23 protein-coding genes are annotated in these 21,902 nt (G+C 65.0%); 19 read left to right on the top strand and 4 right to left on the bottom strand.

Translation table 11 applies throughout. The features are described 5' to 3' along the window. The first annotated feature begins 9 nt into the window (after window positions 1–9). The 7 genes from QA639_RS30990 (at window position 10) to QA639_RS30960 (ending at window position 6,057) form a co-directional block, all read left to right on the top strand. Entirely contained in the window at window positions 10–804 is a 795-nt protein-coding gene (locus QA639_RS30990; protein WP_028332488.1) for a thymidylate synthase, read from the top strand. A gap of 20 nt (window positions 805–824) precedes the next feature. Beyond that, window positions 825–1,310: a GNAT family N-acetyltransferase gene (locus QA639_RS30985; RefSeq protein ID WP_050385430.1), complete on the top strand. Its 486-nt coding sequence runs from the start codon at window positions 825–827 to the stop codon at window positions 1,308–1,310. Further along, window positions 1,310–1,822 (top strand): dihydrofolate reductase, encoded by a 513-nt coding sequence (locus QA639_RS30980; protein WP_283087960.1) that lies wholly within the window; start codon window positions 1,310–1,312, stop codon window positions 1,820–1,822. The genes QA639_RS30985 and QA639_RS30980 overlap by 1 nt, the downstream gene beginning before the upstream one ends. Before the next feature lie 144 nt (window positions 1,823–1,966). Then, the gene (gene hflK / locus QA639_RS30975) at window positions 1,967–3,106 is read left to right on the top strand and encodes an FtsH protease activity modulator HflK (protein ID WP_028332485.1); all 1,140 of its coding nucleotides are present in this window, start codon (window positions 1,967–1,969) and stop codon (window positions 3,104–3,106) included. Beyond that, window positions 3,103–4,002, top strand: coding sequence for a protease modulator HflC (gene hflC, locus QA639_RS30970; protein WP_028332484.1), 900 nt, complete (start codon window positions 3,103–3,105; stop codon window positions 4,000–4,002). Before hflK ends, hflC begins: the two co-directional genes overlap by 4 nt. Before the next feature lie 94 nt (window positions 4,003–4,096). Beyond that, complete coding sequence (locus tag QA639_RS30965) at window positions 4,097–4,297, top strand: DUF2065 domain-containing protein (RefSeq protein WP_028332483.1); 201 nt, start codon at window positions 4,097–4,099, stop codon at window positions 4,295–4,297. A 263-nt stretch (window positions 4,298–4,560) separates the two neighbouring features. Then, on the top strand, window positions 4,561–6,057 hold the full coding sequence (locus QA639_RS30960) for a Do family serine endopeptidase (RefSeq protein WP_168857168.1): 1,497 nt from the start codon (window positions 4,561–4,563) through the stop codon (window positions 6,055–6,057). Between the two features lie 121 nt (window positions 6,058–6,178). Here the strand turns inward: QA639_RS30960 and serB are convergent, their stop codons facing one another. Beyond that, window positions 6,179–7,081 carry a phosphoserine phosphatase SerB gene (gene serB / locus QA639_RS30955; protein ID WP_283087959.1) on the bottom strand — a complete coding sequence of 301 codons (903 nt, stop codon included), beginning with the start codon at window positions 7,079–7,081 and terminating at the stop codon, window positions 6,179–6,181. Here serB and miaA point away from each other — a divergent pair. From miaA to ilvC, 8 genes are all read left to right on the top strand, one after another. Beyond that, window positions 7,080–8,009 (top strand): tRNA (adenosine(37)-N6)-dimethylallyltransferase MiaA, encoded by a 930-nt coding sequence (gene miaA / locus QA639_RS30950; RefSeq protein WP_028332480.1) that lies wholly within the window; start codon window positions 7,080–7,082, stop codon window positions 8,007–8,009. The two genes, serB and miaA, sit on opposite strands and share 2 nt — an antisense overlap. 435 nt (window positions 8,010–8,444) lie before the next feature. Continuing rightward, a complete protein-coding gene (locus QA639_RS30945) occupies window positions 8,445–10,220 on the top strand; it encodes an acetolactate synthase 3 large subunit (protein ID WP_028332479.1) in 1,776 nt (591 codons plus the stop codon). Between the two features lie 16 nt (window positions 10,221–10,236). Then, a complete protein-coding gene (locus tag QA639_RS30940) occupies window positions 10,237–11,223 on the top strand; it encodes a threonine dehydratase (RefSeq protein WP_283087958.1) in 987 nt (328 codons plus the stop codon). Between the two features lie 21 nt (window positions 11,224–11,244). After that, complete coding sequence (gene ilvN / locus QA639_RS30935; RefSeq protein ID WP_016841057.1) at window positions 11,245–11,787, top strand: acetolactate synthase small subunit; 543 nt, start codon at window positions 11,245–11,247, stop codon at window positions 11,785–11,787. A 3-nt stretch (window positions 11,788–11,790) separates the two neighbouring features. Next, window positions 11,791–12,486: a class I SAM-dependent methyltransferase gene (locus QA639_RS30930; RefSeq protein ID WP_028332477.1), complete on the top strand. Its 696-nt coding sequence runs from the start codon at window positions 11,791–11,793 to the stop codon at window positions 12,484–12,486. A 35-nt stretch (window positions 12,487–12,521) separates the two neighbouring features. Beyond that, the gene (locus QA639_RS30925; protein ID WP_028332476.1) at window positions 12,522–13,397 is read left to right on the top strand and encodes an EamA family transporter; all 876 of its coding nucleotides are present in this window, start codon (window positions 12,522–12,524) and stop codon (window positions 13,395–13,397) included. A gap of 7 nt (window positions 13,398–13,404) precedes the next feature. Then, window positions 13,405–14,013 carry a LysE family translocator gene (locus QA639_RS30920; RefSeq protein WP_050385435.1) on the top strand — a complete coding sequence of 203 codons (609 nt, stop codon included), beginning with the start codon at window positions 13,405–13,407 and terminating at the stop codon, window positions 14,011–14,013. A gap of 150 nt (window positions 14,014–14,163) precedes the next feature. After that, the gene (gene ilvC, locus QA639_RS30915; protein WP_018272993.1) at window positions 14,164–15,183 is read left to right on the top strand and encodes a ketol-acid reductoisomerase; all 1,020 of its coding nucleotides are present in this window, start codon (window positions 14,164–14,166) and stop codon (window positions 15,181–15,183) included. 101 nt (window positions 15,184–15,284) lie between these two features. Here ilvC and QA639_RS30910 read toward each other — a convergent pair whose 3' ends face one another. Both QA639_RS30910 and QA639_RS30905 read right to left on the bottom strand, forming a co-directional pair. Next, window positions 15,285–16,391, bottom strand: coding sequence for a DUF2336 domain-containing protein (locus QA639_RS30910; RefSeq protein ID WP_283087957.1), 1,107 nt, complete (start codon window positions 16,389–16,391; stop codon window positions 15,285–15,287). A 193-nt stretch (window positions 16,392–16,584) separates the two neighbouring features. Further along, window positions 16,585–17,604 (bottom strand): adenylate/guanylate cyclase domain-containing protein, encoded by a 1,020-nt coding sequence (locus tag QA639_RS30905; RefSeq protein WP_283087956.1) that lies wholly within the window; start codon window positions 17,602–17,604, stop codon window positions 16,585–16,587. Window positions 17,605–17,775: 171 nt separating this feature from the next. Between QA639_RS30905 and QA639_RS30900 the strand changes: the two genes are divergently transcribed. Both QA639_RS30900 and QA639_RS30895 read left to right on the top strand, forming a co-directional pair. Continuing rightward, on the top strand, window positions 17,776–18,141 hold the full coding sequence (locus QA639_RS30900) for a lysozyme inhibitor LprI family protein (RefSeq protein WP_283087955.1): 366 nt from the start codon (window positions 17,776–17,778) through the stop codon (window positions 18,139–18,141). Window positions 18,142–18,169: 28 nt separating this feature from the next. Then, the gene (locus tag QA639_RS30895; protein WP_028332471.1) at window positions 18,170–18,403 is read left to right on the top strand and encodes a hypothetical protein; all 234 of its coding nucleotides are present in this window, start codon (window positions 18,170–18,172) and stop codon (window positions 18,401–18,403) included. Window positions 18,404–18,415: 12 nt separating this feature from the next. Here the strand turns inward: QA639_RS30895 and QA639_RS30890 are convergent, their stop codons facing one another. After that, window positions 18,416–19,036, bottom strand: coding sequence for a hypothetical protein (locus QA639_RS30890; RefSeq protein ID WP_283087954.1), 621 nt, complete (start codon window positions 19,034–19,036; stop codon window positions 18,416–18,418). Window positions 19,037–19,143: 107 nt separating this feature from the next. Here QA639_RS30890 and QA639_RS30885 point away from each other — a divergent pair, with 107 nt between their 5' ends. Both QA639_RS30885 and QA639_RS30880 read left to right on the top strand, forming a co-directional pair. Then, window positions 19,144–19,851 (top strand): TetR/AcrR family transcriptional regulator, encoded by a 708-nt coding sequence (locus QA639_RS30885; protein WP_283087953.1) that lies wholly within the window; start codon window positions 19,144–19,146, stop codon window positions 19,849–19,851. A 171-nt stretch (window positions 19,852–20,022) separates the two neighbouring features. Next, a complete protein-coding gene (locus QA639_RS30880) occupies window positions 20,023–21,735 on the top strand; it encodes a sulfatase-like hydrolase/transferase (protein ID WP_283087952.1) in 1,713 nt (570 codons plus the stop codon). The last annotated feature ends 167 nt before the right edge of the window (window positions 21,736–21,902 follow it).

Genomic DNA, 21,902 nt, shown 5'->3' with positions numbered 1-21,902 from the left:
ACAGACGCCATGAACCAGTATCACGACCTGCTCGAACGCATCCTCGCCGACGGCGCCGAGAAGCACGACCGCACCGGCACCGGGACGCTGTCGATCTTCGGTCATCAGATGCGCTTCAACCTCGCGGCCGGCTTCCCGATGCTGACCACCAAGCGGCTGCCGCTGAAGGCGATCGTGCACGAGCTGCTCTGGTTCCTCGCCGGCGACACCAACATCAAATATCTCAACGACAACGGCGTCACGATCTGGGACGAATGGGCCGACGCCAACGGAGACCTCGGTCCGGTGTACGGCTCGCAATGGCGGTCGTGGCCCGCGCCGGATGGCCGCAGCATCGACCAGATCGCTGGCGTGGTCGAGATGATCAAGCGCAATCCGGATTCGCGGCGGCTGATCGTCAGCGCCTGGAATCCGGCCGAGGTCGACAAGATGGCGCTGCCGCCGTGCCATTGCCTGTTCCAGTTTTATGTCGCGAACGGCAAATTGTCCTGTCAGCTCTATCAGCGCTCGGGTGACGTCTTCCTCGGCGTGCCCTTCAATATCGCCTCCTATGCGCTGCTGACCATGATGGTCGCGCAGGTGACCGGGCTGAAGCCCGGCGATTTCGTGCACTCGCTCGGCGACGCGCACCTCTACTCGAACCATCTCGAGCAGGCGCGCCTGCAGTTGACGCGGCCGACGCGACCGCTGCCGACGATGGCGATCAATCCGGACGTGAAGGATATCTTCGCGTTCCGCTACGAGGACTTCAAACTCGAAGGTTACGACCCGCATCCGCACATCAAGGCCGAGGTCGCGGTATGAGTTGCGGTCCGAGGGATTGAATGTCGCTGACGATTCGCCGCGCGCGGCCCGATGAGGCCGGACTGGTGTTCTCGCTGGTCCGCGAACTCGCCGAATACGAAAAGCTTCTGCATGAGGTTCACGCCAGCGAGGCCGACATCGCTGACGCGCTGTTCGGCGCCAATCCGCGGCTTTATTGCGACATCGCGGAATGGAACGGCGAGCCTGCCGGCTTCGCGGTCTGGTTCGTCAACTTCTCGACCTTTGCCGGCCGTCACGGCATCTATCTCGAAGACCTCTTCGTGCGTCCGGCGCTGCGCGGCAAGGGCATCGGCAAGGCGCTTTTGATGCATCTGGCGAAGCAATGCCTCGCCAATGGTTGGTCGCGCCTGCAATGGGCGGTGCTCGACTGGAACGCGCCGTCGATCGCGTTCTACAAGTCGCTCGGCGCCGAGTTGATGGACGAATGGACGATTTGCCGCGTCTCCGGCGAGGCGCTGTCGGCTCTCGCGGAAGGGGCGCGCTGATGGAGATCGTGCTCGTCGTTGCGGTCGCCGAGAACGGCGTGATCGGGAGCGACAACGCCATTCCGTGGCGGCTGAAATCCGACCAGCAGCGTTTCAAGGCGATTACGCTGAACAAGCCCGTCGTGATGGGGCGCAAGACCTTCGAATCCCTGCGCAGGCCGCTGCCGGGCCGCACCAACATCGTGGTGACGCGCGATGCGAACTACCGCGCGCGCGGCGCCATCGTCACGACGTCGTTTGAAAACGCCCGCGCCATTGCGCTTGGCGACGCGCTGCGGCGTTTCGCCACTGAGATTGCCGTCATCGGTGGCGCGGAAATCTACGCGCAATGGATGGGCACCGCCGATCGCCTTGAGATCACCGAGGTCCATACCCGGCCGGACGGCGACACGCGGTTCGACAAAATCGATGCGCAGCAGTGGGACGAGGTGGCGCGCGTGCGAAATCCGGCAGGTCCGGACGACAGTGCCGACTTCTCCTATGTGACATATCGTCGGCGCGGCCGGGGTTAACCAATGTTTGCATTGACAATTATGCCCCGGCGCATAGCTCGTCCGGCCAGGAAGCTTGCGTTGTAAGGGCCCTAGCGGTCCCCTATAACCGGGCCGGACATTCGAGGCCGGGCGTCCCGTCCGGACTTGCCGAGGAGATGTTTGATGCCGTGGAAAAATCAAGGCGGGGGGCCCTGGGGCTCGGGTCCGAAAGGGCCATGGGGCACCGGTCCGCAGTCAGCCGGGCCAAGGCCGCCGGATCTTGAGGATCTGCTGCGGCGCGGCCAGGACCGCCTGCAGCAGTGGCTGCCCGGCGGGCATTTCAGCGGCATGGGCGTCGCGCTGGTGCTGGTCGCCGCGCTGGCGATCTGGTTCGCGACCGGCATCTTCCGCGTGCAGTCCGAAGAACTCGGCGTCGTGCTGCGCTTCGGCAAGTATGTCCGCGATGCGCAGCCCGGCCTGCGCTACCACCTGCCATATCCGATTGAGACAGTGCTGCTGCCGAAGGCGCTGCGCGTCAACACGATCTCGATCGGCATGACCCTGATCGACGATCCCGCACGGCGCGGCCGCACCATGCGTGACGTGCCGGAAGAGAGCCTGATGCTGACCGGTGACGAGAACATCGTCGACGTCGACTTCACGGTGCTGTGGCGCATCAAGCCGGGCGGGGCCGGCGCCTATCTGTTCAACATCCAGAATCCCGAAGGCACCGTGAAGGCGGTTGCCGAAAGCGCGATGCGTGAGGTGATCGGTCGCTCGCAGATCCAGCCGATCCTGACCGGGGCGCGCAACGTCACCGAGCAGAGCGTTCAGGAGCTGATGCAGAAGACGCTCGATACCTACAACGCGGGCATCCAGATCACGCAGGTGCAGATGCAGAAGGTCGATCCGCCGGCGCAGGTGATCGACGCATTCCGTGACGTGCAGGCGGCGCGCGCCGACCTCGAGCGCAAGCAGAACGAGGCACAGACCTACGCCAACCGGATCGTGCCGGAGGCGCGCGGTCGTTCCGCGCAGATCCTGCAGGCCGCCGAAGGCTACAAGGAGCAGGCGGTCGCCGACGCCAAGGGCCAGAGCGCACGCTTCCTGAAAGTCTATGAAGAGTACAAGAAGGCACCCGACGTGACGCGCGAGCGCATCTATCTGGAGACCATGGAAAAAGTGCTCGGCGGCTCCGAGAAGCTGGTTTACGACGGCGGCCCGGGCCAGAACATCGTGCCCTACCTTCCGCTCGGCGAACTGACGCCGCGGCGGCCGGCGGCACCGGCCACGACCGGCCAGCAGCAGGGAGCCACCCGATGAGGTCTCCCGTCACCGGCATTGTATCCCTGATCATCCTCTTCATTGTGCTCGCCGTCGGCTACAGCTCGGTGTTCACCGTGCAGCAGACCGAGCAGACCATCGTCTTGCGGTTCGGCGAGCCGGTCGACATCGTCACCGAGCCCGGTCTGCACTTCAAGGCGCCGTGGAATTCGGTGATCAACGTCGACAAACGCATCCTCGATCTGGAAAACCCGTCGCAGGAGGTGATCGCCTCCGACCAGAAGCGGCTCGTGGTGGACGCCTTCGCTCGCTATCGCATCAAGAACGCGTTGCGCTACTACACCAGCGTCGGCTCGATCCAGGCCGCCAATCTGCAGCTGACCACGCTGCTGAACGCAGCGCTGCGCCGCGTGCTCGGCGAGGTCAACTTCATCACCGTGGTGCGTGACGATCGCGAGAAGCTGATGCAGCGGATTCGCGAGCAGCTCGACAGGGAAGCGGACGGATACGGCATCGAGGTTGTCGACGTCCGCATCCGCCGTGCCGACCTGCCGGAGCAGAACAGCCAGGCCGTCTACAACCGCATGAAGACCGAACGTGAGCGCGAGGCGGCCGAGTTCCGTGCCCAGGGCGACCAGAAGGCGCAGGAGATCCGCTCGAAGGCCGACCGCGAAGCGACCGTGATCGTCGCCGAGGCCAACTCGGCCGCGGACCAGACCCGCGGTGCGGGTGACGCCGAGCGCAACCGCCTGTTCGCCGAAGCCTATGGCAAGGACAAGGACTTCTTCGCGTTCTATCGTTCGATGACGGCCTATGAGAACGGCCTGCGTTCCAGCGACACGCGTTTCCTGTTGCGGCCGGACTCGGAATTCTTCAGATTCTTCGGCGGTGCAAACGGCAAGTTGCCCGAGGCGGCCGCCGCGCCGAAACAGTAGCGTCACGACTTGAACACCAGGACTTGGCGGCGATGCGGATGACGCTTCGCCGCCGACCAAAAACAACAAGTATCGAGCGGGAGGCTGCCATCCGATGAAGTCCATAGCGTTCGGCGACTTCCTCATCGGGTTGGGAATCCTGTTCGTGCTCGAAGGCATCCTGTTCGCGGCAAGCCCCGCCTGGATGCGCCGGGCGATGAAGAGCGCGCTGGCGACACCCGACAACATCCTGCGCATCGTCGGTATCGGCTCGGCGGTCGCCGGGCTTGTCCTGATCTGGGTGGTGCGAAGATAGTCGCCGTTCCGGAGCATGCGAAGCATGACCGCCAATGCGCGATTGCGCATCGGGGAACCACGAGATTCCCAAAGGCGCGCAATTGCGCGGGGTTCAGCCCGTCGGGCTGCCGCGGGAATGACAAGCAAGACTGAACATAATCGTGAGCCTCTCGCAGCCGGTTTTTCGCCGAAATGCCCGGCTGAGATGCTTGCGCCGTGTGCCCGTTCGGGCGCACTCTGTAACTAGCTCATTTGAACCCGTTTGCCTGGAGAAACTCCGACATGACCGCTGCCAGACCAGCCCTGAGCCGTCGCTTCCGCATGATGGGAGCCGCGATCTCGATCGGTGCTGCGAGCATGCTGAGCTCCGTGCCGGCCTTCGCACGCGGTCCTGAAGGCATCGCCGACATCGCCGAGAAGGTGATCGACGCCGTCGTCAACATCTCGACGTCGCAGACCGTCGAGGCCAAGGACCGGACGATGCCGCAGCTGCCGCCGGGCTCGCCGTTCGAGGAATTCTTCGACGACTTCTTCAAGAACCGCCGCGGGCCGCCTGGCAAGGGCGGCGACAAGAGCGGTGAGTTCCAGCCGCGCAAGACCAACTCGCTCGGCTCGGGTTTCATCGTCGACACCGCGGGCATCGTCGTCACCAACAACCACGTCATCGCCGATGCCGACGAGATCAACGTCATCCTCAACGACGGCACCAAGATCAAGGCCGAGCTGGTCGGCGTCGACAAGAAGACCGACCTCGCGGTCCTGAAATTCAAGCCGCCGAAGCCGCTCACCGCGGTCAAATTCGGCGACAGCGACAAGATCCGGCTCGGCGACTGGGTGGTCGCGATCGGCAACCCGTTCAGCCTCGGCGGCACGGTGACCGCGGGCATCGTCTCGGCCAAGAACCGCGACATCAGCCAGGGCCCGTACGACAGCTACATCCAGACCGACGCCGCCATCAACCGCGGCAATTCCGGCGGTCCGCTGTTCAACCTCGATGGTGAGGTGATCGGCGTCAACACGCTGATCATCTCGCCGACCGGCGGTTCGATCGGCCTCGGCTTCGCCGTGCCGTCGAAGACCGTGGCCGGCGTCGTCGACCAGTTGCAGAAATTCGGCGAGCTGCGCCGCGGCTGGCTCGGCGTGCGCATCCAGCAGGTCACCGACGAGATCGCCGACAGCCTCAACATCAAGCCGGCGCGCGGCGCGCTGGTTGCCGGCGTCGACGACAAGGGGCCGGCCAAGCCGGCGGGCATCGAACCCGGCGACGTCGTCGTCAAGTTCGACGGCAAGGACGTCAAGGACCCCAAGGATCTGTCGCGCATCGTCGCCGACACCGCGGTCGGCAAGGAAGTCGACGTCGTCGTCATCCGCAAGGGCAATGAGGAGACCCGCAAGGTCACGCTCGGCCGGCTCGAGGACAACGAGAAGGTTCAGCAGGTCAACGCCAAGTCGAAGGACGACACCGCCGAGAAGCCGGTGACCCAGAAGGCGCTCGGTCTCGACCTCGCGGCGCTGAGCAAGGACCTGCGCACCAAGTACAAGATCAAGGACAGCGTGAAGGGCGTCGTCGTCACCGGCGTCGACGGCAACTCCGATGCCGCCGAGAAGCGGCTGTCGGCGGGCGATGTCATCGTCGAGGTGGCGCAGGAGGCGGTGTCGAGCGCCGCTGACATCAAGAAGCGCGTCGATCAGCTTAAGAAGGACGGCAAGAAGTCGGTGCTGCTGCTGGTCTCGAACGGCGACGGCGAACTGCGCTTCGTCGCGCTCGGCGTGCAGTAGCGATCAAGGCGTCGTTCCGGGGCGATGCCAAGCATCGAACCTCGGGGGCGCAGTTGCGCCCTGGGAACCTCGAGATTCCGGGTTCGGTCCTCCGGACCGCCCCGGAATGACTTCCCGTCACCTATCCGACGAACTCATGCCGCCGGTAGCCCTGCGCGTACAGCAGCGCGGTGAGATCGCCGTGGTCGATCCGGACCGCGGCCGCGGCCGCGACCGCCGGCTTGGCGTGATAGGCTACGCCGAGGCCCGCAGCCTGGATCATGCCGAGATCGTTGGCGCCGTCGCCCACCACCAGGGTGTCGATCTCGTCGAGATCGAAGGACTCGGTGAGCTCGATCAAGGTGGCGAGCTTGGTGGCGCGGCCGAGGATCGGCTCGACCACCTCACCGGTCAGCTTGCCGTCCGCGACCTGCAGCTGGTTGGCGCGATTCTCCTGAAAGCCGACCTTCGCCGCAACCACCTTGGTGAACAAGGTGAAGCCGCCCGAGATCAGGCAGGTATAGGCGCCGTGCGCGCGCATGGTCATGACCAGTTCGCGGCCGCCCGGCGTCAGCGTGATGCGCTTGTCGAGCACCTCGTCGACCACGCTGACCGGCAGGCCCTTGAGCAGCACCACCCGTTCGCGCAGCGCGGACTCGAACTCGATCTCGCCGCGCATCGCGCGCTCGGTGATAGCAGCGACATGGGCCTTGAGCCCGGCGAAGTCGGCGAGCTCGTCGATGCACTCCTGGCCGATCATGGTGGAATCCATGTCGGCCAGAAAAAGCTTCTTGCGCCGGGCGATCCGAGGCTGCACGACAATGTCGATCGGCAGGTCGCCGCGGGCCTGGCGAAGGCGTTCCTCGATCGCCTTGATACCGTCCCTGCTGCTATCCTCGCTTTCGAACGGAATGTCGGCAGCGACTTCGTTGAATAGCCACTGCGCCGGGCCGGGTGAGGGCAGCACGGCCCGCGCACCGTCGACGATGGTGGAGTCGAGCGCGGGGCTTGCAGGATTGCAGATCAGCGTGGCAACGAGGGACATGCAGGCGCATTCGGGATTGTTGAACAAGGCAGTGCTTATCGCAGGGCCGACCGCCAGCGGCAAGTCGGCGCTGGCGCTCGAACTCGCGCAGCGGACCGGCGGGGTCGTGATCAACACCGACTCCATGCAGGTCTATCGTGACCTCCGGATCATCACCGCGCGGCCGACCGCAGGCGAAGAGGCGCTGGTTCCGCACCGGCTCTATGGCCATGTCGACGCCGGCGTGAATTTCTCCGCTGGCGCTTGGGTGGCCGATGCGGCGAAGGGACTTAGTGAGGCGCGTGAGCAGGGACGGCTGCCGATCTTCATCGGCGGCTCGGGCCTCTATTTCAAGGCGTTGACGCGCGGCTTGTCGGCGGTGCCGCCGATCCCGGCTGATGTGCGCGATGGTGTGCGCGCACGGCTCGAGCAGCACGGCGTCGAGGCACTGCATGCCGAGCTTGCAGCGCGCGACCCGGTGTCGGCCGAGCGGCTGAAGCCGCGCGACCGCACCCGCATCGCGCGCGCGCTCGAGGTGGTCGAGGCCACCGGCCGCCCGCTGCCGGACTGGCATCGCGAGGGCCTGCCGCCACTGCTGCCGCCGGGCGATTTTCATGCGCTGTTTCTCGCGCCGGCGCGCGAGACGCTCTATGCACGGATCGACGCCCGGTTCGGTGTCATGCTCGATACCGGCGCGCTCGACGAGGTCGCGGCGCTGGCGGCGCGTGGGCTCGATCCGCTGCTGCCGGCGATGAAGGCCCATGGGGTGCCGGCGCTGATCCGGCACCTGAGGGGAGAGATCCGCCGCGAGCAGGCGGCTGAGATCGGCCGGGCCGACACCCGCCATTATGCGAAGCGCCAGTTCACCTGGTTTCGCCATCAGCTCCCGGAATTCGAATGGGTGGCGCCGGACGCGGCGAAGGCGTGGCTACAGGAGCGGATCCCGTAGCCCGGATGGAGCGCAGCGAAATCCGGGGCCTTTCCCCGGGGGGCATCGGCCCCGGATTTCGCTTCGCTCCATCCGGGCTACGGCTTACCGGCCGCACGCCCGTCTGCCATGCGCGTTTCGTCACGCAAAAACGCTCGCCGAACGAGCGGAACCCCGGTAGAGTACGGAAATCGCGAAAATGCTTGCCTTGCCTTGACATTCAGGCTTTGGCCGCTATGTTCGCGCAACCTTTGGGAAGACTGGGTCGTCTCGTGCGCAACATTATTACCAAACTGCTTATCGCCGTCGTACCCAGGCACACCGCCGGGGATGGCTAGCGGCCATCCAAATTCGGGCGGTGTGCATGGGGCCTCTGGGGCCCCTTTTTATTGCCCGAAGCCGAACTGACGAGAACTGACAAAAGCCGCGCAAAAACAAGCGCATCCGGAGCGAACCATGACCGACAAGAGCCACGATCCCAATCAGATGACCGGCGCCGCGATGATCGTGCGCGCGCTCATCGATCACGGCGTGCAGCATGTCTTCGGCTATCCCGGCGGTGCGGTGCTTCCGATCTACGATGAGATCTTCCAGCAGAGCGAGGTCGAGCACATTCTGGTCCGTCACGAGCAGGGCGCCGGCCATGCCGCAGAAGGCTATGCGCGCTCGACCGGCAAGCCCGGCGTCGTGCTGGTGACGTCAGGCCCCGGCGCCACCAACATGGTGACGCCGCTGACCGACGCGCTGATGGATTCGATCCCGCTGGTCTGCATCACCGGCCAGGTGCCGACCCACCTGATCGGCAACGACGCCTTCCAGGAGTGCGACACGGTCGGCATCACGCGGCCCGCCACCAAGCACAATTGGCTGGTCCGCGACGTCAACGACCTCGCCAGGGTGCTGCACGAGGCCTTCTATGTCGCCACCACCGGCCGGCCCGGCCCGGTCGTGGTCGACGTGCCGAAGGACGTGCAGTTCGCGACCGGCACCTACCATCCGCCGCGCAAGTCGGACGTGCACATCTCCTACACGCCGCGCGTCAAGGGCGACGCGACCCAGATCCGCAAGGCGGTGGCGCTGCTCGCCAACGCAAAGCGTCCAGTGATCTATTCCGGCGGCGGCGTGATCAATTCGGGTCCCGAGGCCTCGAGACTGCTGCGCCAGCTGGTGGAGGCGACCGGCTTTCCGATCACCTCGACCCTGATGGGGCTGGGCGCCTATCCCGCCTCGGGCCCGAACTGGCTCGGCATGCTGGGCATGCACGGCACCTATGAGGCCAACATGACGATGCATGATTGCGACGTCATGCTGTGCGTCGGCGCGCGCTTCGACGACCGCATCACCGGCCGTACCGACGCGTTCTCGCCGGGCTCGAAGAAGATCCACATCGACATCGATCCGTCCTCGATCAACAAGAACATCCGCGTCGACGTGCCGATCATCGGCGACGCCGGCAACGTGCTTGGCGATTTGCTGCAGGTGTTCAAGGCGGAAGCCAAGAAGCCGGACATCAAGTCGTGGTGGCAGCAGATCGCGCAATGGCGCGCGCGAAACTCGCTGTCCTACCGCAAGAACAACGATATCATCCTGCCGCAATACGCGATCCAGCGCCTGTTCGAGCTGACCCGCGGCAAGGACACCTACATCACGACCGAGGTCGGTCAGCACCAGATGTGGGCCGCGCAGTTCTTCGGCTTCGAGGAGCCGCATCGCTGGATGACCTCGGGCGGTCTCGGCACCATGGGCTACGGCCTGCCGGCCGCGGTCGGCGTGCAGGTGGCGCATCCGGACAGCCTGGTGATCGACATCGCCGGCGACGCCTCGGTGCAGATGACGATCCAGGAGATGTCGACGGCGGTCCAGTTCGAGCTGCCGATCAAGATCTTCATCCTGAACAACCAGTACATGGGCATGGTGCGGCAATGGCAGCAGCTGCTGCACGGCAACCGCCTGTCGCATTCCTACTCCGAGGCGCTGCCGGACTTCGTCAAGCTCGCCGACGCCTATGGCTGCGTCGGCCTGCAGGCGACCAAGCCGTCCGATCTCGACGGCGCGATCAAGGAGATGATCTCGATCAAGCGCCCGGTGCTGTTCGATTGCCGCGTCGCCGCGCTGGAGAATTGCTTCCCGATGATCCCGTCGGGCAAGGCGCATAACGAGATGCTGCTGCCGGAAGAGGCGACCGATGAGGCCACCGCGAAGGCCTTCTCCGGTGGCAAGGCGCTGGTGTGAGGTGAGGGCGGCTTCCATGTTTGACCTCAACGAGCTCGAGCGCGCGTACCGGATCGTCGGCACCGCAGTGCCGGCGACGCCGGCGCACGCCTGGCCGCTGCTGGCCGAGCGGCTCGGCACCGAGGTCGTGGTCAAGCATGAGAACCACACGCCGACCGGCGCCTTCAAGGTGCGCGGCGGCCTGGTCTATCTCGCGCGGCTGAAGCGCGAGCGCGCCGATGTGCCCGGCATCATTTCGGCGACGCGCGGCAATCACGGCCAGAGCCTGGCGTTCGCGGCAGGGCGTCACGGTGTGCCGGCGACAATCTACGTGCCGCGCGGCAACTCGGTCGAGAAGAACCGCGCCATGCACGCGTTCGGGGCCGAGCTCGTCGAGCACGGCGACGACTTCCAGGCCGCGCGGGAAGAGGCCGAGCGCCGCGCCCAATTCGCCGGCCTGCACATGGTGCCGTCGTTCCACCCGGACCTCGTGCTGGGTGTCGCGACCTACGCGCTCGAGCTGTTCCGTACCGCGCCCGAACTCGACATTCTCTATGTGCCGATCGGGCAGGGCTCCGGCATCTGCGGCTGCATCATGGCGCGCGACCTGCTTGGGCTGAAGACCGAGATCGTCGGCGTACAGTCGACCGAGGCGCCGTCCTACGCGCTGTCGTTTGCGGCCGGAAAGATCGTCACCACCGAGACCAGCAACACCCTTGCCGACGGCATGGCGACGCGGATTCCGGACGCGGATGCGTTCGCACTGATCCAGAAGGGCGCCTCCCGCATCGTGCAGGTCAGCGACGACGAGGTCGGGCAGGCGATCCGCGCCTACTGGACCGACACCCACAATCTCGCCGAGGGCGCGGGCGCTGCGGCGCTCGCGGCCGCGCTGCAGGAAAAGAACAGGCTCGCCGGCAAGCGGGTCGGCCTGATCCTGAGCGGCGGCAATATCGATTTCGATCTGTTCCGGACCTGGATCGGAACGGATGCTGCGCCGGCCGCCGAGCGGGCGGTGGCGTGAACAGAATGTAAGGGGACGACCATGAACCAGCCCGCATCCGCCTACTTCCTCGAAGAGCGTCACGATCCCAACGAGACGCACACTTTGTCCGTGCTCGTGCAGAACGAGCCCGGCGTGCTCGCGCGCGTGATCGGCCTGTTCTCCGGCCGCGGCTACAACATCGAGAGTCTCACCGTCTCGGAGACCGAGAGCCAGAAACATCTCTCGCGGATCACGATCGTCACCACCGGAACGCCGATGGTGATCCAGCAGATCAAGCATCAGCTCGACCGCATGATCCCGGTCTACCGCGTCGTCGACATGACGCTGACCGGCAGCTCGATCGAGCGCGAGCTTGCGATGGTCAAGGTGCGGGGCGGTGGCGATCACCGCGTCGAGGCGCTGCGGCTGGCGGACGCGTTCCGCGCCCGGGTGATCGACGCCACGACCGAGAGCTTCGTGTTCGAGATCACGGGCAATTCGTCCAAGATCAGTCAGTTCATCGACCTGATGCGTCCGCTGGGCCTGGTCGAGGTGTCACGAACCGGGGTGGCCGCGATCACGCGTGGGCCGGAAGGGATGTGAGTCATGTTGGCGCGCGACTGGTACTACACGCAACGGCGGCAGGTCGGTCTCGATACCGCGGTGGCCTCGATCTATGACGTCAGCGAGGACAGCGATGTCCGTGCCCGCCAGGCGCTGACCATGCTCGGCGTCAAGCCGGGCTGGCGGATCGCCGATATCGGCTGTGGCAACGGCGTGCTGGCCACCGAGGCGGCGTTGATGGGGGCCGAGGTCGACGCCATCGACATCTCGCCGGCGATGATCGGGCTTGCCGAAATCTATGCGCGCGACCGCAAGGCGAAGATCCGGACCCAGCCGGCCGGCCTGCTGTCGTTCGCCTACCAGCCGAATTCCTACGACCTCATCGTCAGCGAGTTCACGCTGCACCATCTGCCGGACTTCTGGAAGGCAGTGGCGCTGTCGCGAATCTTCAACGCGTTGAAGCCCGGCGCGAACTTCTATCTGCGCGACATGGTGTTCGTCGGCATGCCCGACGGTGTCGATCGCGATGTCGAAGGTTGGGCCGACTTCTCGATCAAGAATCACGGTTTCGAGCGCGAAAGCGTGATCACCCATATGCGCGACGAATACTCGACCTTCGGCTGGGTGATGGAGCGCATGCTGACCGAGACCGGTTTCACGCTGGTCTCCGTTGATTACCACGCGCCGCTGCACGGCACCTATCTGCTGCGCAAACCGAAGCCCGACGAACAGATCTAGATCCCGACCGAAACGGAAGCAAAAGAAGAACAACAATGAAGCCGGCCGATGTTGGCATCGCCGTCATGGTCGCGGTGATCTGGGGGCTTGCGTTCGTCGCAAGCCGGATCGCTCTCGATGAGTTCTCGCCGGAACTGATGACGACGCTGCGCTTCGCCATCGCCGCGCTGCCGTGCCTGTTCCTGCGCAAACCCCGCGTTTCCTGGCCGCTTCTGATCGCGATCAGCGCCACGCTGTTCCTCGGCCAGTTCCTCGCACAGGCCTTTGCGATCGCGCATGGCGTTCCGGTCGGGCTTTCCAGCGTGATCGTGCAGAGCCAGGCGCTGTTCACCATCGCCTTCGCCGCCGTGGCTTTCGGGGAAATCCCGACGCGGACCCAGGCGATCGGCATCGCGATCGCCGCGCTCGGCCTGCTGATGATCTGCGGGACGGTCGGCTACGACTTCAGCGTCGCCGCATTTGCGATCATCATGATCTGCCCGATCAGCTTCGCGATCGGCAATCTTCTGCTGCGGCAGGCGAACGGCGCGCCGATGTTCGATCTGTTCGCCTGGCTGTGCCTATCCGCCGCGGTGCCGCTTGCGGTCCTGACCTTGATCACGAACGGCCCTCAGCCGACCTGGCATGCGCTGACCCATATGTCGCTGGCCGGGCTCGTCTGCATGCTCTGCCTCGGCGGCATCTCGACCAGCATCGCCTACTGGCTGTGGGGCCGGCTGCTGCGGGATTATCCGGCGGCGCAAGTGGTGCCGTTCGCGCTGCTGGTGCCGTTCGTCGGCTCCGCCGCGTCGAGCATCGTGTTCGGCGAGACATTCGGGCCGCTGCGGCTGGCCGGCATGGTCACCGTGATCGCCGGCATCGCCGTGATGCTGCTGTCGAAGCGGCCAAAAGCTCTGCCGAAAGTCGCGTGAGGGCGCCATGTCGAATTCGCTGCTGTTTGCCTTTGTCGTGTTCGCCGTCGTGATGTTCTTCACGCCGGGCCCCAACAACATCATGCTGCTGTCGTCGGGGCTGACCTACGGCTTCCGCCGTACGGTGCCCCATATGGCCGGCATCACGGTCGGCTTCGCCTTCATGGTCGGCGCGGTCGGCGTCGGGCTGGGGACCGTCTTCATCGCCTATCCGGCGCTGCAGACGATTCTGAAATATGGCGGCGTCGCCTACCTGATCTATCTCGCAGCCGTCATCGCCATGGCCGAGCCGCCCTCGGCGGACAAGGACGACAGGGGCGGCCGCGGCCCGATGACGTTCTGGGGCGCCGCCATGTTCCAGTGGATCAATGCCAAGGGCTGGGTGATGGTGATCGGCACCATCACGGCCTATGCGGCGATTGCCGCTTTTCCCTGGAACATCGCGATCCAGGTCGGCCTGAGCCTTGTCCTGGGCACGGTGTCCTGCGTCGTCTGGGCGCTGTTCGGGACCGCCTTGCGGCCGATCCTGACCTCGCCCCGGGCGATCCGCGCCTTCAATGTGGTGATGGCCATCCTGCTGCTGGCCTCGCTCTACCCGGTCTTCATGGACGCATGATGCCGCACCGCGCCATGCGAGATGAGGGTTTCCCCTGAGGGGGAAAATGCTCTAGACAACGCCGGAAATTCGCGGGCGCCCGGCGGTTCTGACCTTCCGAAAGCCTGATTCATCGGCCGATTTTGGCCCCCTTCAAACGAGGAAACCACGATGCGAGTTTACTACGATCGCGATGCCGACCTGAACCTGATCAAGGGCAAAAAGGTCGCCATCGTCGGCTATGGCAGCCAGGGCCACGCCCACGCGCTGAACCTGAAGGATTCAGGCGTCAAGGAAGTGGCGATTGCGTTGCGCAAGGGTTCGGCCTCGGCCAAGAAGGCCGAGAACGCCGGCTTCAAGGTGATGGAAGTCGCCGAAGCCGCCAAGTGGGCCGACCTCGTCATGATGCTGACCCCGGACGAACTGCAGGGCGACATCTATCGCGAGCACCTGCACGACAACATGAAGAAGGGCGCAGCGCTCGTGTTCGCTCACGGTCTCAACGTGCACTTCAACCTGCTCGATCCGCGCGCCGACCTCGACGTGCTGATGATCGCGCCGAAGGGCCCCGGCCACACTGTGCGCTCGGAATATCAGCGCGGCGGCGGCGTGCCCTGCCTGATCGCGATCGCCAAGGACTCGTCGGGCAACGCCCATGACCTCGGCCTCAGCTATGCCTCGGCGATCGGCGGCGGCCGCGCCGGCATCATCGAGACCACCTTCAAGGAAGAGTGCGAGACCGACCTGTTCGGCGAGCAGGTGGTGCTCTGCGGCGGCCTGGTCGAGCTGATCAAGGGCGGCTACGAAACCCTGGTCGAGGCCGGCTACGCGCCCGAGATGGCCTATTTCGAGTGCCTGCACGAAGTGAAGCTGATCGTCGACCTGATCTATGAAGGCGGCATCGCCAACATGAACTACTCGATCTCCAACACCGCCGAATACGGCGAGTATGTCACCGGTCCGCGCATCGTCACGGCCGAGACCAAGGCGGAGATGAAGCGCGTGCTCGCCGACATCCAGGGCGGCAAGTTCGCCCGCGACTGGATGCTGGAGAACAAGGTCAACCAGACCTCGTTCAAGGCGACCCGCGCCAAGCTCGCCGCGCACCCGATCGAGGAAGTCGGCGCCAAGCTGCGCGACATGATGCCCTGGATCAAGAAGGGCGCGCTGGTCGACAAGAGCAAGAACTAAGAGATTGCAGGGCGAGAGCGGTTCGCTTGCCCTGCACGCCAAAAGTAAAAAGGGTGGGCGCGTTGCCCACCCTTTTCTTTTTCACAATGGCGCAGCGGCCGCTAGCCGGCCGCCATCGGCTGCTTCTCGATCCTGTTGTGCAGCTGCCAGAACCGCACCGTGCGCTGCGCGGTTTCAAGCGAGAGCCGGCGGTAATCGCGCTGCGCGATCTCGAGCGTCGCATTGTCGAGTGGCAGCGGCAGCGGCCGCTTGCGCAGGATGCTTTCGACCGTCGGCCAGTTGAGCCGCGCCGAGCGGCACGGGATCAGGATCAGGTCGGAGCGAAGGCCGAGCATCAGGCGTTCGATCATCGCGATCGGCATGTCGTTGAGCACGGCGAGCGCGACCGTGACCTCGTCGAGCTTGCCCTCTTCGGCGAACTTGTAGACGGCCGCATCGTCGAGCTCGTTCAGCTGCTTCATCAGCTTGACCAGCTCTTCGGCGATGCCGTAGTTGCGGCGCGGCGCCGCGGCCTCTTCCTGGGCGATGTCGTTCAGCACCTGGCTGATCTCTTCGCGCGCCCTGGGCGACGCGATCGAGAGCAGGCGGGCGCGCACCGTATCCTTGGCGCGCTGCAGCAGGTCGCGCAGCAGCTTGGCCGGAATGTCGATGCGCAGCCCGAGGATCTCGACCAGCTCGTCGTCGCCTTCGGCGCGGGCGACGATGCTGGAATAGCCGTTGTCGGAGAACTGCGCGCCGGCGTTCTTGGCGAGACGCCGGATCACCTTGTCCTCGCCGCGGTCGATGATCACGTCGGTGACAGAAGGCGGCAGGTTTTCCCGCGCGGAGATCGCGAACAGGTGGTCCTGGCCCTTGCTGCTCGCGATCTCGCGCAGCGCCTCGTTCGTGAGGCGGCTGGAGTGGGTCAGTACGTCGCCGGCGACGCTGATATCGTCGTCCCAGGCGAGGTGCTGAATCACCTCAAACGGCGCATAGTCGAGCGGTGCGAGCCGCTTGCTGAGCTCGGCCCGCGCACGGGTCTCGACGCGCGCAACCAAGAGGCAGAGCACGTCGTCGAACACCTTGACCTGTTCATCGTTGAGGCGGTCGCCGTCGTTCAGGAACAGATCGGTGACCTGCCGCAGCGTCTGCACGCGCTTGGCCGATGTCCCGTCCCGGACCGCATCCTCGAGTTCGGCAATAATCGATTGTGACGCCTGTTGCGCCATCGATGGGCAACCTTGTTTTTGTTGAATGACACCTGCTTGCGCACCATGCGGGGCGCGGTCTTACACCCGCGTTAAGGTGGAACCCGGTGCAAATACGGTGTGCGTCGCATCCTTAACAGGCTGCGACCGGACTCGATTCAATGCGCGCTTTCGGCTCGGCGGAAGCTGATGCCGATGCATTTTAAGAGATTGTTTAGGACGATACGCGCCGCGCGACGGAAAAGATGTCTATCGACGCGGCACGTCCGCGCAATTGCGTCGAGCCGAGCGGCTCGACGACTAAATCCCGGTCCGGCGGCAGCAGGCGGAGCAGATTGCCCGATACCAGCACGGGACGGCCGGCCTCCTTGCAATGCGCCTGCAACCGCGCCGTGACGTTCACGGTGTCGCCGAAATAGGCGATCTGCCGCCGCGAGTCCCCGCATTCCGCGATGACGACCGGACCGGCATGCATCCCGGCCCGAAACGCGGGCACCACGCCGAACTCCTTGCGATATTGATCGGCCCGCTTGGCGAGGCGATCCTCGATCGCGAACACGCAATCGAGATACCGCCGCGAACGTCCGTCGGCATTGACCGGCCATGTCACAATCACTTCGTCGCCGACATAGGCGTGGACTTCGCCGCCGTGCGACACGATCGGCTCGTCGATGTCGAAGAAGAATCGCGTCAGCAATTCCTGCACGCGCAGCTCGCCCATCGATTCCGCTAGCGTCGTCGAGCCGATCAGGTCGAGGAACAGCAGCACGCGCTCCTCGCGCACCGGCTGCCGATAGCGTCCGAGCACGATGCTGAGCAGCGTATGCCCGCCGATCATCCGGACCAACTCGTAGATCGTCGTGATCGGGATCGACAGCAGCAGGCCGACGCCAATGATCTTCAGGAAGGTTTCGCGCATCCACTTGGCTTCGAGCCCATGCCCGTAAAGCACGATTTCCAGCATGATCGCGGCGGCCGCAACGATGACGGCGAGGATCACAGAGCGGCCGATCAGCTCGACGATGAGTGATTGCCGGCGCAGCCAGCCACCACGTGCGGCCAGATAGAGATGCGTCGCCCAGACGATCACCGTGAGGGCTGCGCCGTCGAGGGCGCTGCGCACATAATTCGAGACGGAGGCCTCGTCGGACTCATCGAAGGCGTAGCGAAACAGCCCACCGACAAGCAGGCCGAACGCCGCCAAGACGATCACAGGCGTCACGGCGCGCCGCATGGTCCCTCCATGCTAATGAAATATCCTGCGCGGACCGGGAAGGCCAGCCGCGGCGCGGCCGGCGGTGGACGGGATGCATGGCGGCGGCACTCATGTATGCTGCGACGACAGGATCGATCGAACAGGGAAAGTGGCATGACATCGGCTGTCACGACAGGCGCGTGCAGGCTCATGGCCGTTCTGACGGCCGCCTCCATCGCCTTCACCGCGCCGGTTGCCCGCGCCGGCGATCAGAGCGTTGGCGAGCCATCCTGCGACGGCGGCACCTACCAGATGGTCGAATGCCTCAAGGCCAAGACCGCGCAGTGGGACAAGCGGATGAACGTCGCCTACCAGAAGGCGTTGAAGGATGTCGCCGACGACAAGCAGCGCGAACAGCTGCGCACCGCGCAGCGGCTATGGATCCAGTATCGTGATGCCAACTGCCTGTATTACGACCTCGGCGAGGGCACTATCGCCCGGCTCGATGCCGGCGAATGCATGCGCAGCATGACCGAAGCCCGCGCTAAGGAACTGGAGAATCTTGGCCATCAGTGAGCCATCTTCCGGAGTCAGGACCGAGGTCATGACTGATGGAAAAAGCCAGGACGAATTGACCCAGCTTGCCGAGGAGGCGCTGCGCGCCCAACCCGGCTGCGAAACCGCGCGCGTGCCGGCGATCGCCGCGCTGCCCGATGCGCAGATCGGACGCAACTGGGAGATTCCGAACGTCGTGCTCGGCGACAGCCTGATCAGCGACGTCGATCGTGCGGTGCTGTCGGTTCATCGCCAGCTTGGCCGCAAGTTTCACCTGGTGTGAGGCGGCTTGATCTCAGCTCGCCTGTGCCTGACGCGGCGCGGGCCGGCCGGCCATGCTGATCATCCTGAGCGCGAACACCGCAGCGAGCGGCACGAGGAATAGCGCGTAGAGTGGCATCTCGGGAATCCGCTTGCCGAACGAGACCATGAACTGCAGCAGCAGATAATAGCCGCCGATCGGATGCAGCCTGCGCCAGGCGCGCGGGCCGAGCAGTGCAGCCGTGCGATCGAACGAAGTCGCGGTCAGCGCGATGATGGCGAGATAGCCGATACCGCCGAAGACGTAGGAGACGATCGAGGTCACGGCCGCAAAGCCGGGTGGATCGAGCGTCGCGAAGGCTGCGATCGCGACCGCATGGATGGCGTGCGAGGCCGCGAAGGTGACGCCCAAATAACGGCGGTTGCGGCGCTGCCAGTGCGTCCAGGCGTTCGGCCACAGCCGCGCCAGCGCCGCCGCCGAGAAGGCGAGGCAGAAGAACAAAAGCGAGGTCCGCGCCGTGAAACGGATCACCATCCGAACGCCCTCGACCTCGGACTGCCGCATCGCGGCGATCCAGATCGAAAGCCCGATCAGGGTGAGCGTGAGCAGGCCAAACAGCCGCCAGCCCTCGAACCAGTTGCGATGCGTCGCCATATCCCGCCTCCCATTTATGTAATCACCAGTTACATTTCGTGCCCGCGCGCGGTCAATCTGTGTAATCATCGCTTACATTCACAAGCGGGTGATGCTAGAGGATCGCCATGCGCCGCCCCGCCAAAAGCCCGCCCACCCTCCGCCGGCCCGCCAAGCCGCGTCCGGTCGCGACGCGGGCGCAGGTGGCCAGGCCGTACCACCACGGCGACCTCCGCCGGGTCCTGATCGATGCCGCCATGCAACTGGTCGGCGAGGGCGGGCCGGAGGCGGTCAGCGTGCGCGAGGCCGCGCGCCGCGCTGGGGTCTCGCCGGGCGCGCCGTTCCGGCATTTCCCGAGCCGAGACGCCCTGATGAATGCGGTGGCGGAGGAGGCGCAACGCCGCTTTCGCGCCGAGATCGAGGCGGCGCTGGCCGAGGCGCCGTCAGGCGATCCACTCGGCCGCTTCCGCTATCTCGGGATCGCCTATCTGCGCTGGACGATGAAGAACCCGACCCATTTCGAGATCATCTCCAGCCGCCGCTTCTTCGACCACGACCGCTCGGCCGCCGTCTCCGGCGACAATGCCGAGTTGATCGGCCTGACCGAGCGCACGCTGGCGGAGGCATTTTCAGCCGGCCAACTCGGGACGCGCGACCTCAGGCAGGTCCAGATCGCCGGCCGCGCGCTGGTCTATGGCTTCGCGCGGATGCACATCGACGGCCATTTGCCGCGCTGGGGTGTCGGCGATGCGGAGGTCGAGCAGATGGCTGCCGACATCGTCGATCTCTTCATCGCCGGTATCGCGAGCCACGCCGCGCCCGCCGCCAAGGTTTAACGCACGCGCGCTACTTGCCGCGGCCAGGCCTGGGCAGGCAAATTCATTGCGCGTTCATGACGATTCAATTACGGTTTTGTGACGCGGTCCAGACACCGGCTGTGCCGCATGCCTCCTGGCCGTTGCCAGTCAAGGCGGTGGCATTGCGCCGGGTTGTATTGCGTCCCGCCCATGGCGCCCGCGCCTCAGCAAAACTCCTCCGTTGCCGCACTGGCCGGCGGTCTTGCCGCGCTTGGCATCTGGCGGTTGATGGCGGTCGCGGCACCGCATTTCGGCGCGCTGATCCTGATGCTGCGCACCGAGACCGATTTCGGCTCGCGGCTTTGCTTCCTGCTCTCCTGGGGAATCCTGAACTTCCTGTTCGTCGCGCTGCTGCGCCGGCCGGCGCTGTCGGGCGCTCTGTCGCTGACGCTGGTCGTGGTCTTGGTGCTGCTGTCGCGGTTCAAGCACGACGTGGTGCAGATGACCGCGAACTTCGTCGACCTGATGGTGATCGACCGCGACACCGCGGCGTTCCTGCTGACGATCTTCCCGAGCCTGCGCTGGTCGATCATCGGCGCCGGCCTCGTCACGCTGCCCCTGATGTACGCGCTGTGGTGGCTCGATCCGTTCCGCATCCGCCGCCTGCCGGCTGCGGCGGCCTGCCTCGCCTGCACCGCAGCGCTCTCGGGCTATGCCTTCGCCTGGCCGGACGAGGCCTGGCGCGGCTATTACGACGACGGTTACCTCTCGAAGTTCGCGCGCTCCGGCGTGACCGCGGTATCCGATTTCGTCGCCTATGGCTTCATGGAGTCGGATCCGACCGCGAGCGATCAGCTCAAGATGCCCCTGGTCGATGCCTGCCATCCCGCCGGGCGGCGGCCGAACATCATCATGATCCATGATGAATCGAGTTTCGACATCCGCGCCGCCTCCGGCGTCAAGGTGCCGCCGGGCTATGGCAGCCAGTTCAAGTCCTATGACGGCGTCGAGCGCAAATTCCTCGCCGAGAGCAATGGTGGACCGAGCTGGTTCACCGAGTACAACGTGCTTGCGGGATTGTCCTCGCGCTCGTTCGGCCGGTTCTCCTATTTCGTCACCCGCATCGCATCGGGACGCGTGGAGCGCGGCCTGCCGTTGGCGCTGCGTCGGTGCGGCTACGACACGCTCTCGCTCTATCCCGCGTTCGGCGCCTTCATGAGCGCGCGCAACTTCCAGACCACGACCGGCATCCAGCGCTTTTATGACGCGCATGACCTGCATGCGAAGGATGTCGAGCCCGACAGCTTCTTCTACGACAAGGCGCTGAAGCTGATGGCCGAGCAGAAGACGTCAGGCACGCCGCTGTTCGCCTTCGTCTATCTCGCCGCCAATCATTTCCCCTGGGAAACCAAATTCCATCCCGAGTTGCTGCCGTCGTGGAAGCGGCCGGGCAACACGCCCGCGGTCGACGAATATCTGCGCCGGCAGGCGATGAGCGCCAACGACTATGCCGGCTTCGTCGCGGCGCTGAAGAAGAAGTTTCCGGCGCAGCCTTTCCTGATCGTGCGTTACGGCGATCATCAGCCGGAATTCTCGCCGCAGCTGCTCGATCCCGATCTCGACGAGGCCGGCATCGGCAAGAAGCTGATGGATTACGATCCGCGTTACTACGCGACCTACTATGCGATCGACGCCGTCAACTTCGAACCTGTGAAGAGCCCGGCGGTGATGGACACGATCGACGCGGCGTATCTGCCGCTGGTGATTCAGGAAGCTGCCGGCATTCCGCTCGATCCGTCGTTCGAGGAGCAGAAGGCAATCATGCTTCGCTGCAACGGCGCATTCTATTCCTGCAAGGACGGCGCAGAAGCGCGCCGCTTCAACCGCCTGTTGATCGACGCGGGGATCATCAAGGGACTTTGAGCATGCTTCGCGGCCTTCGGGCTAAGGCGGAAGCAATCCATTGTCGCCAATCGCAACTGCGCTGCGAGCTCCCTGCGACGACCGCTCCGCACATCACAGAGATCGCATCGTGAACTAGACTAACGTCGGTAGACGAAGGTCGTCACGCGAAACCGCGCGCATTACTC

It is taken from the genome of Bradyrhizobium pachyrhizi (assembly GCF_029714545.1).
In the GTDB taxonomy this organism is placed as follows: Bacteria; Pseudomonadota; Alphaproteobacteria; order Rhizobiales; family Xanthobacteraceae; genus Bradyrhizobium; species Bradyrhizobium pachyrhizi.
Note: the sequence above shows the minus strand (reverse complement) of the source record. Positions and strands in the feature narration are given on the sequence as shown.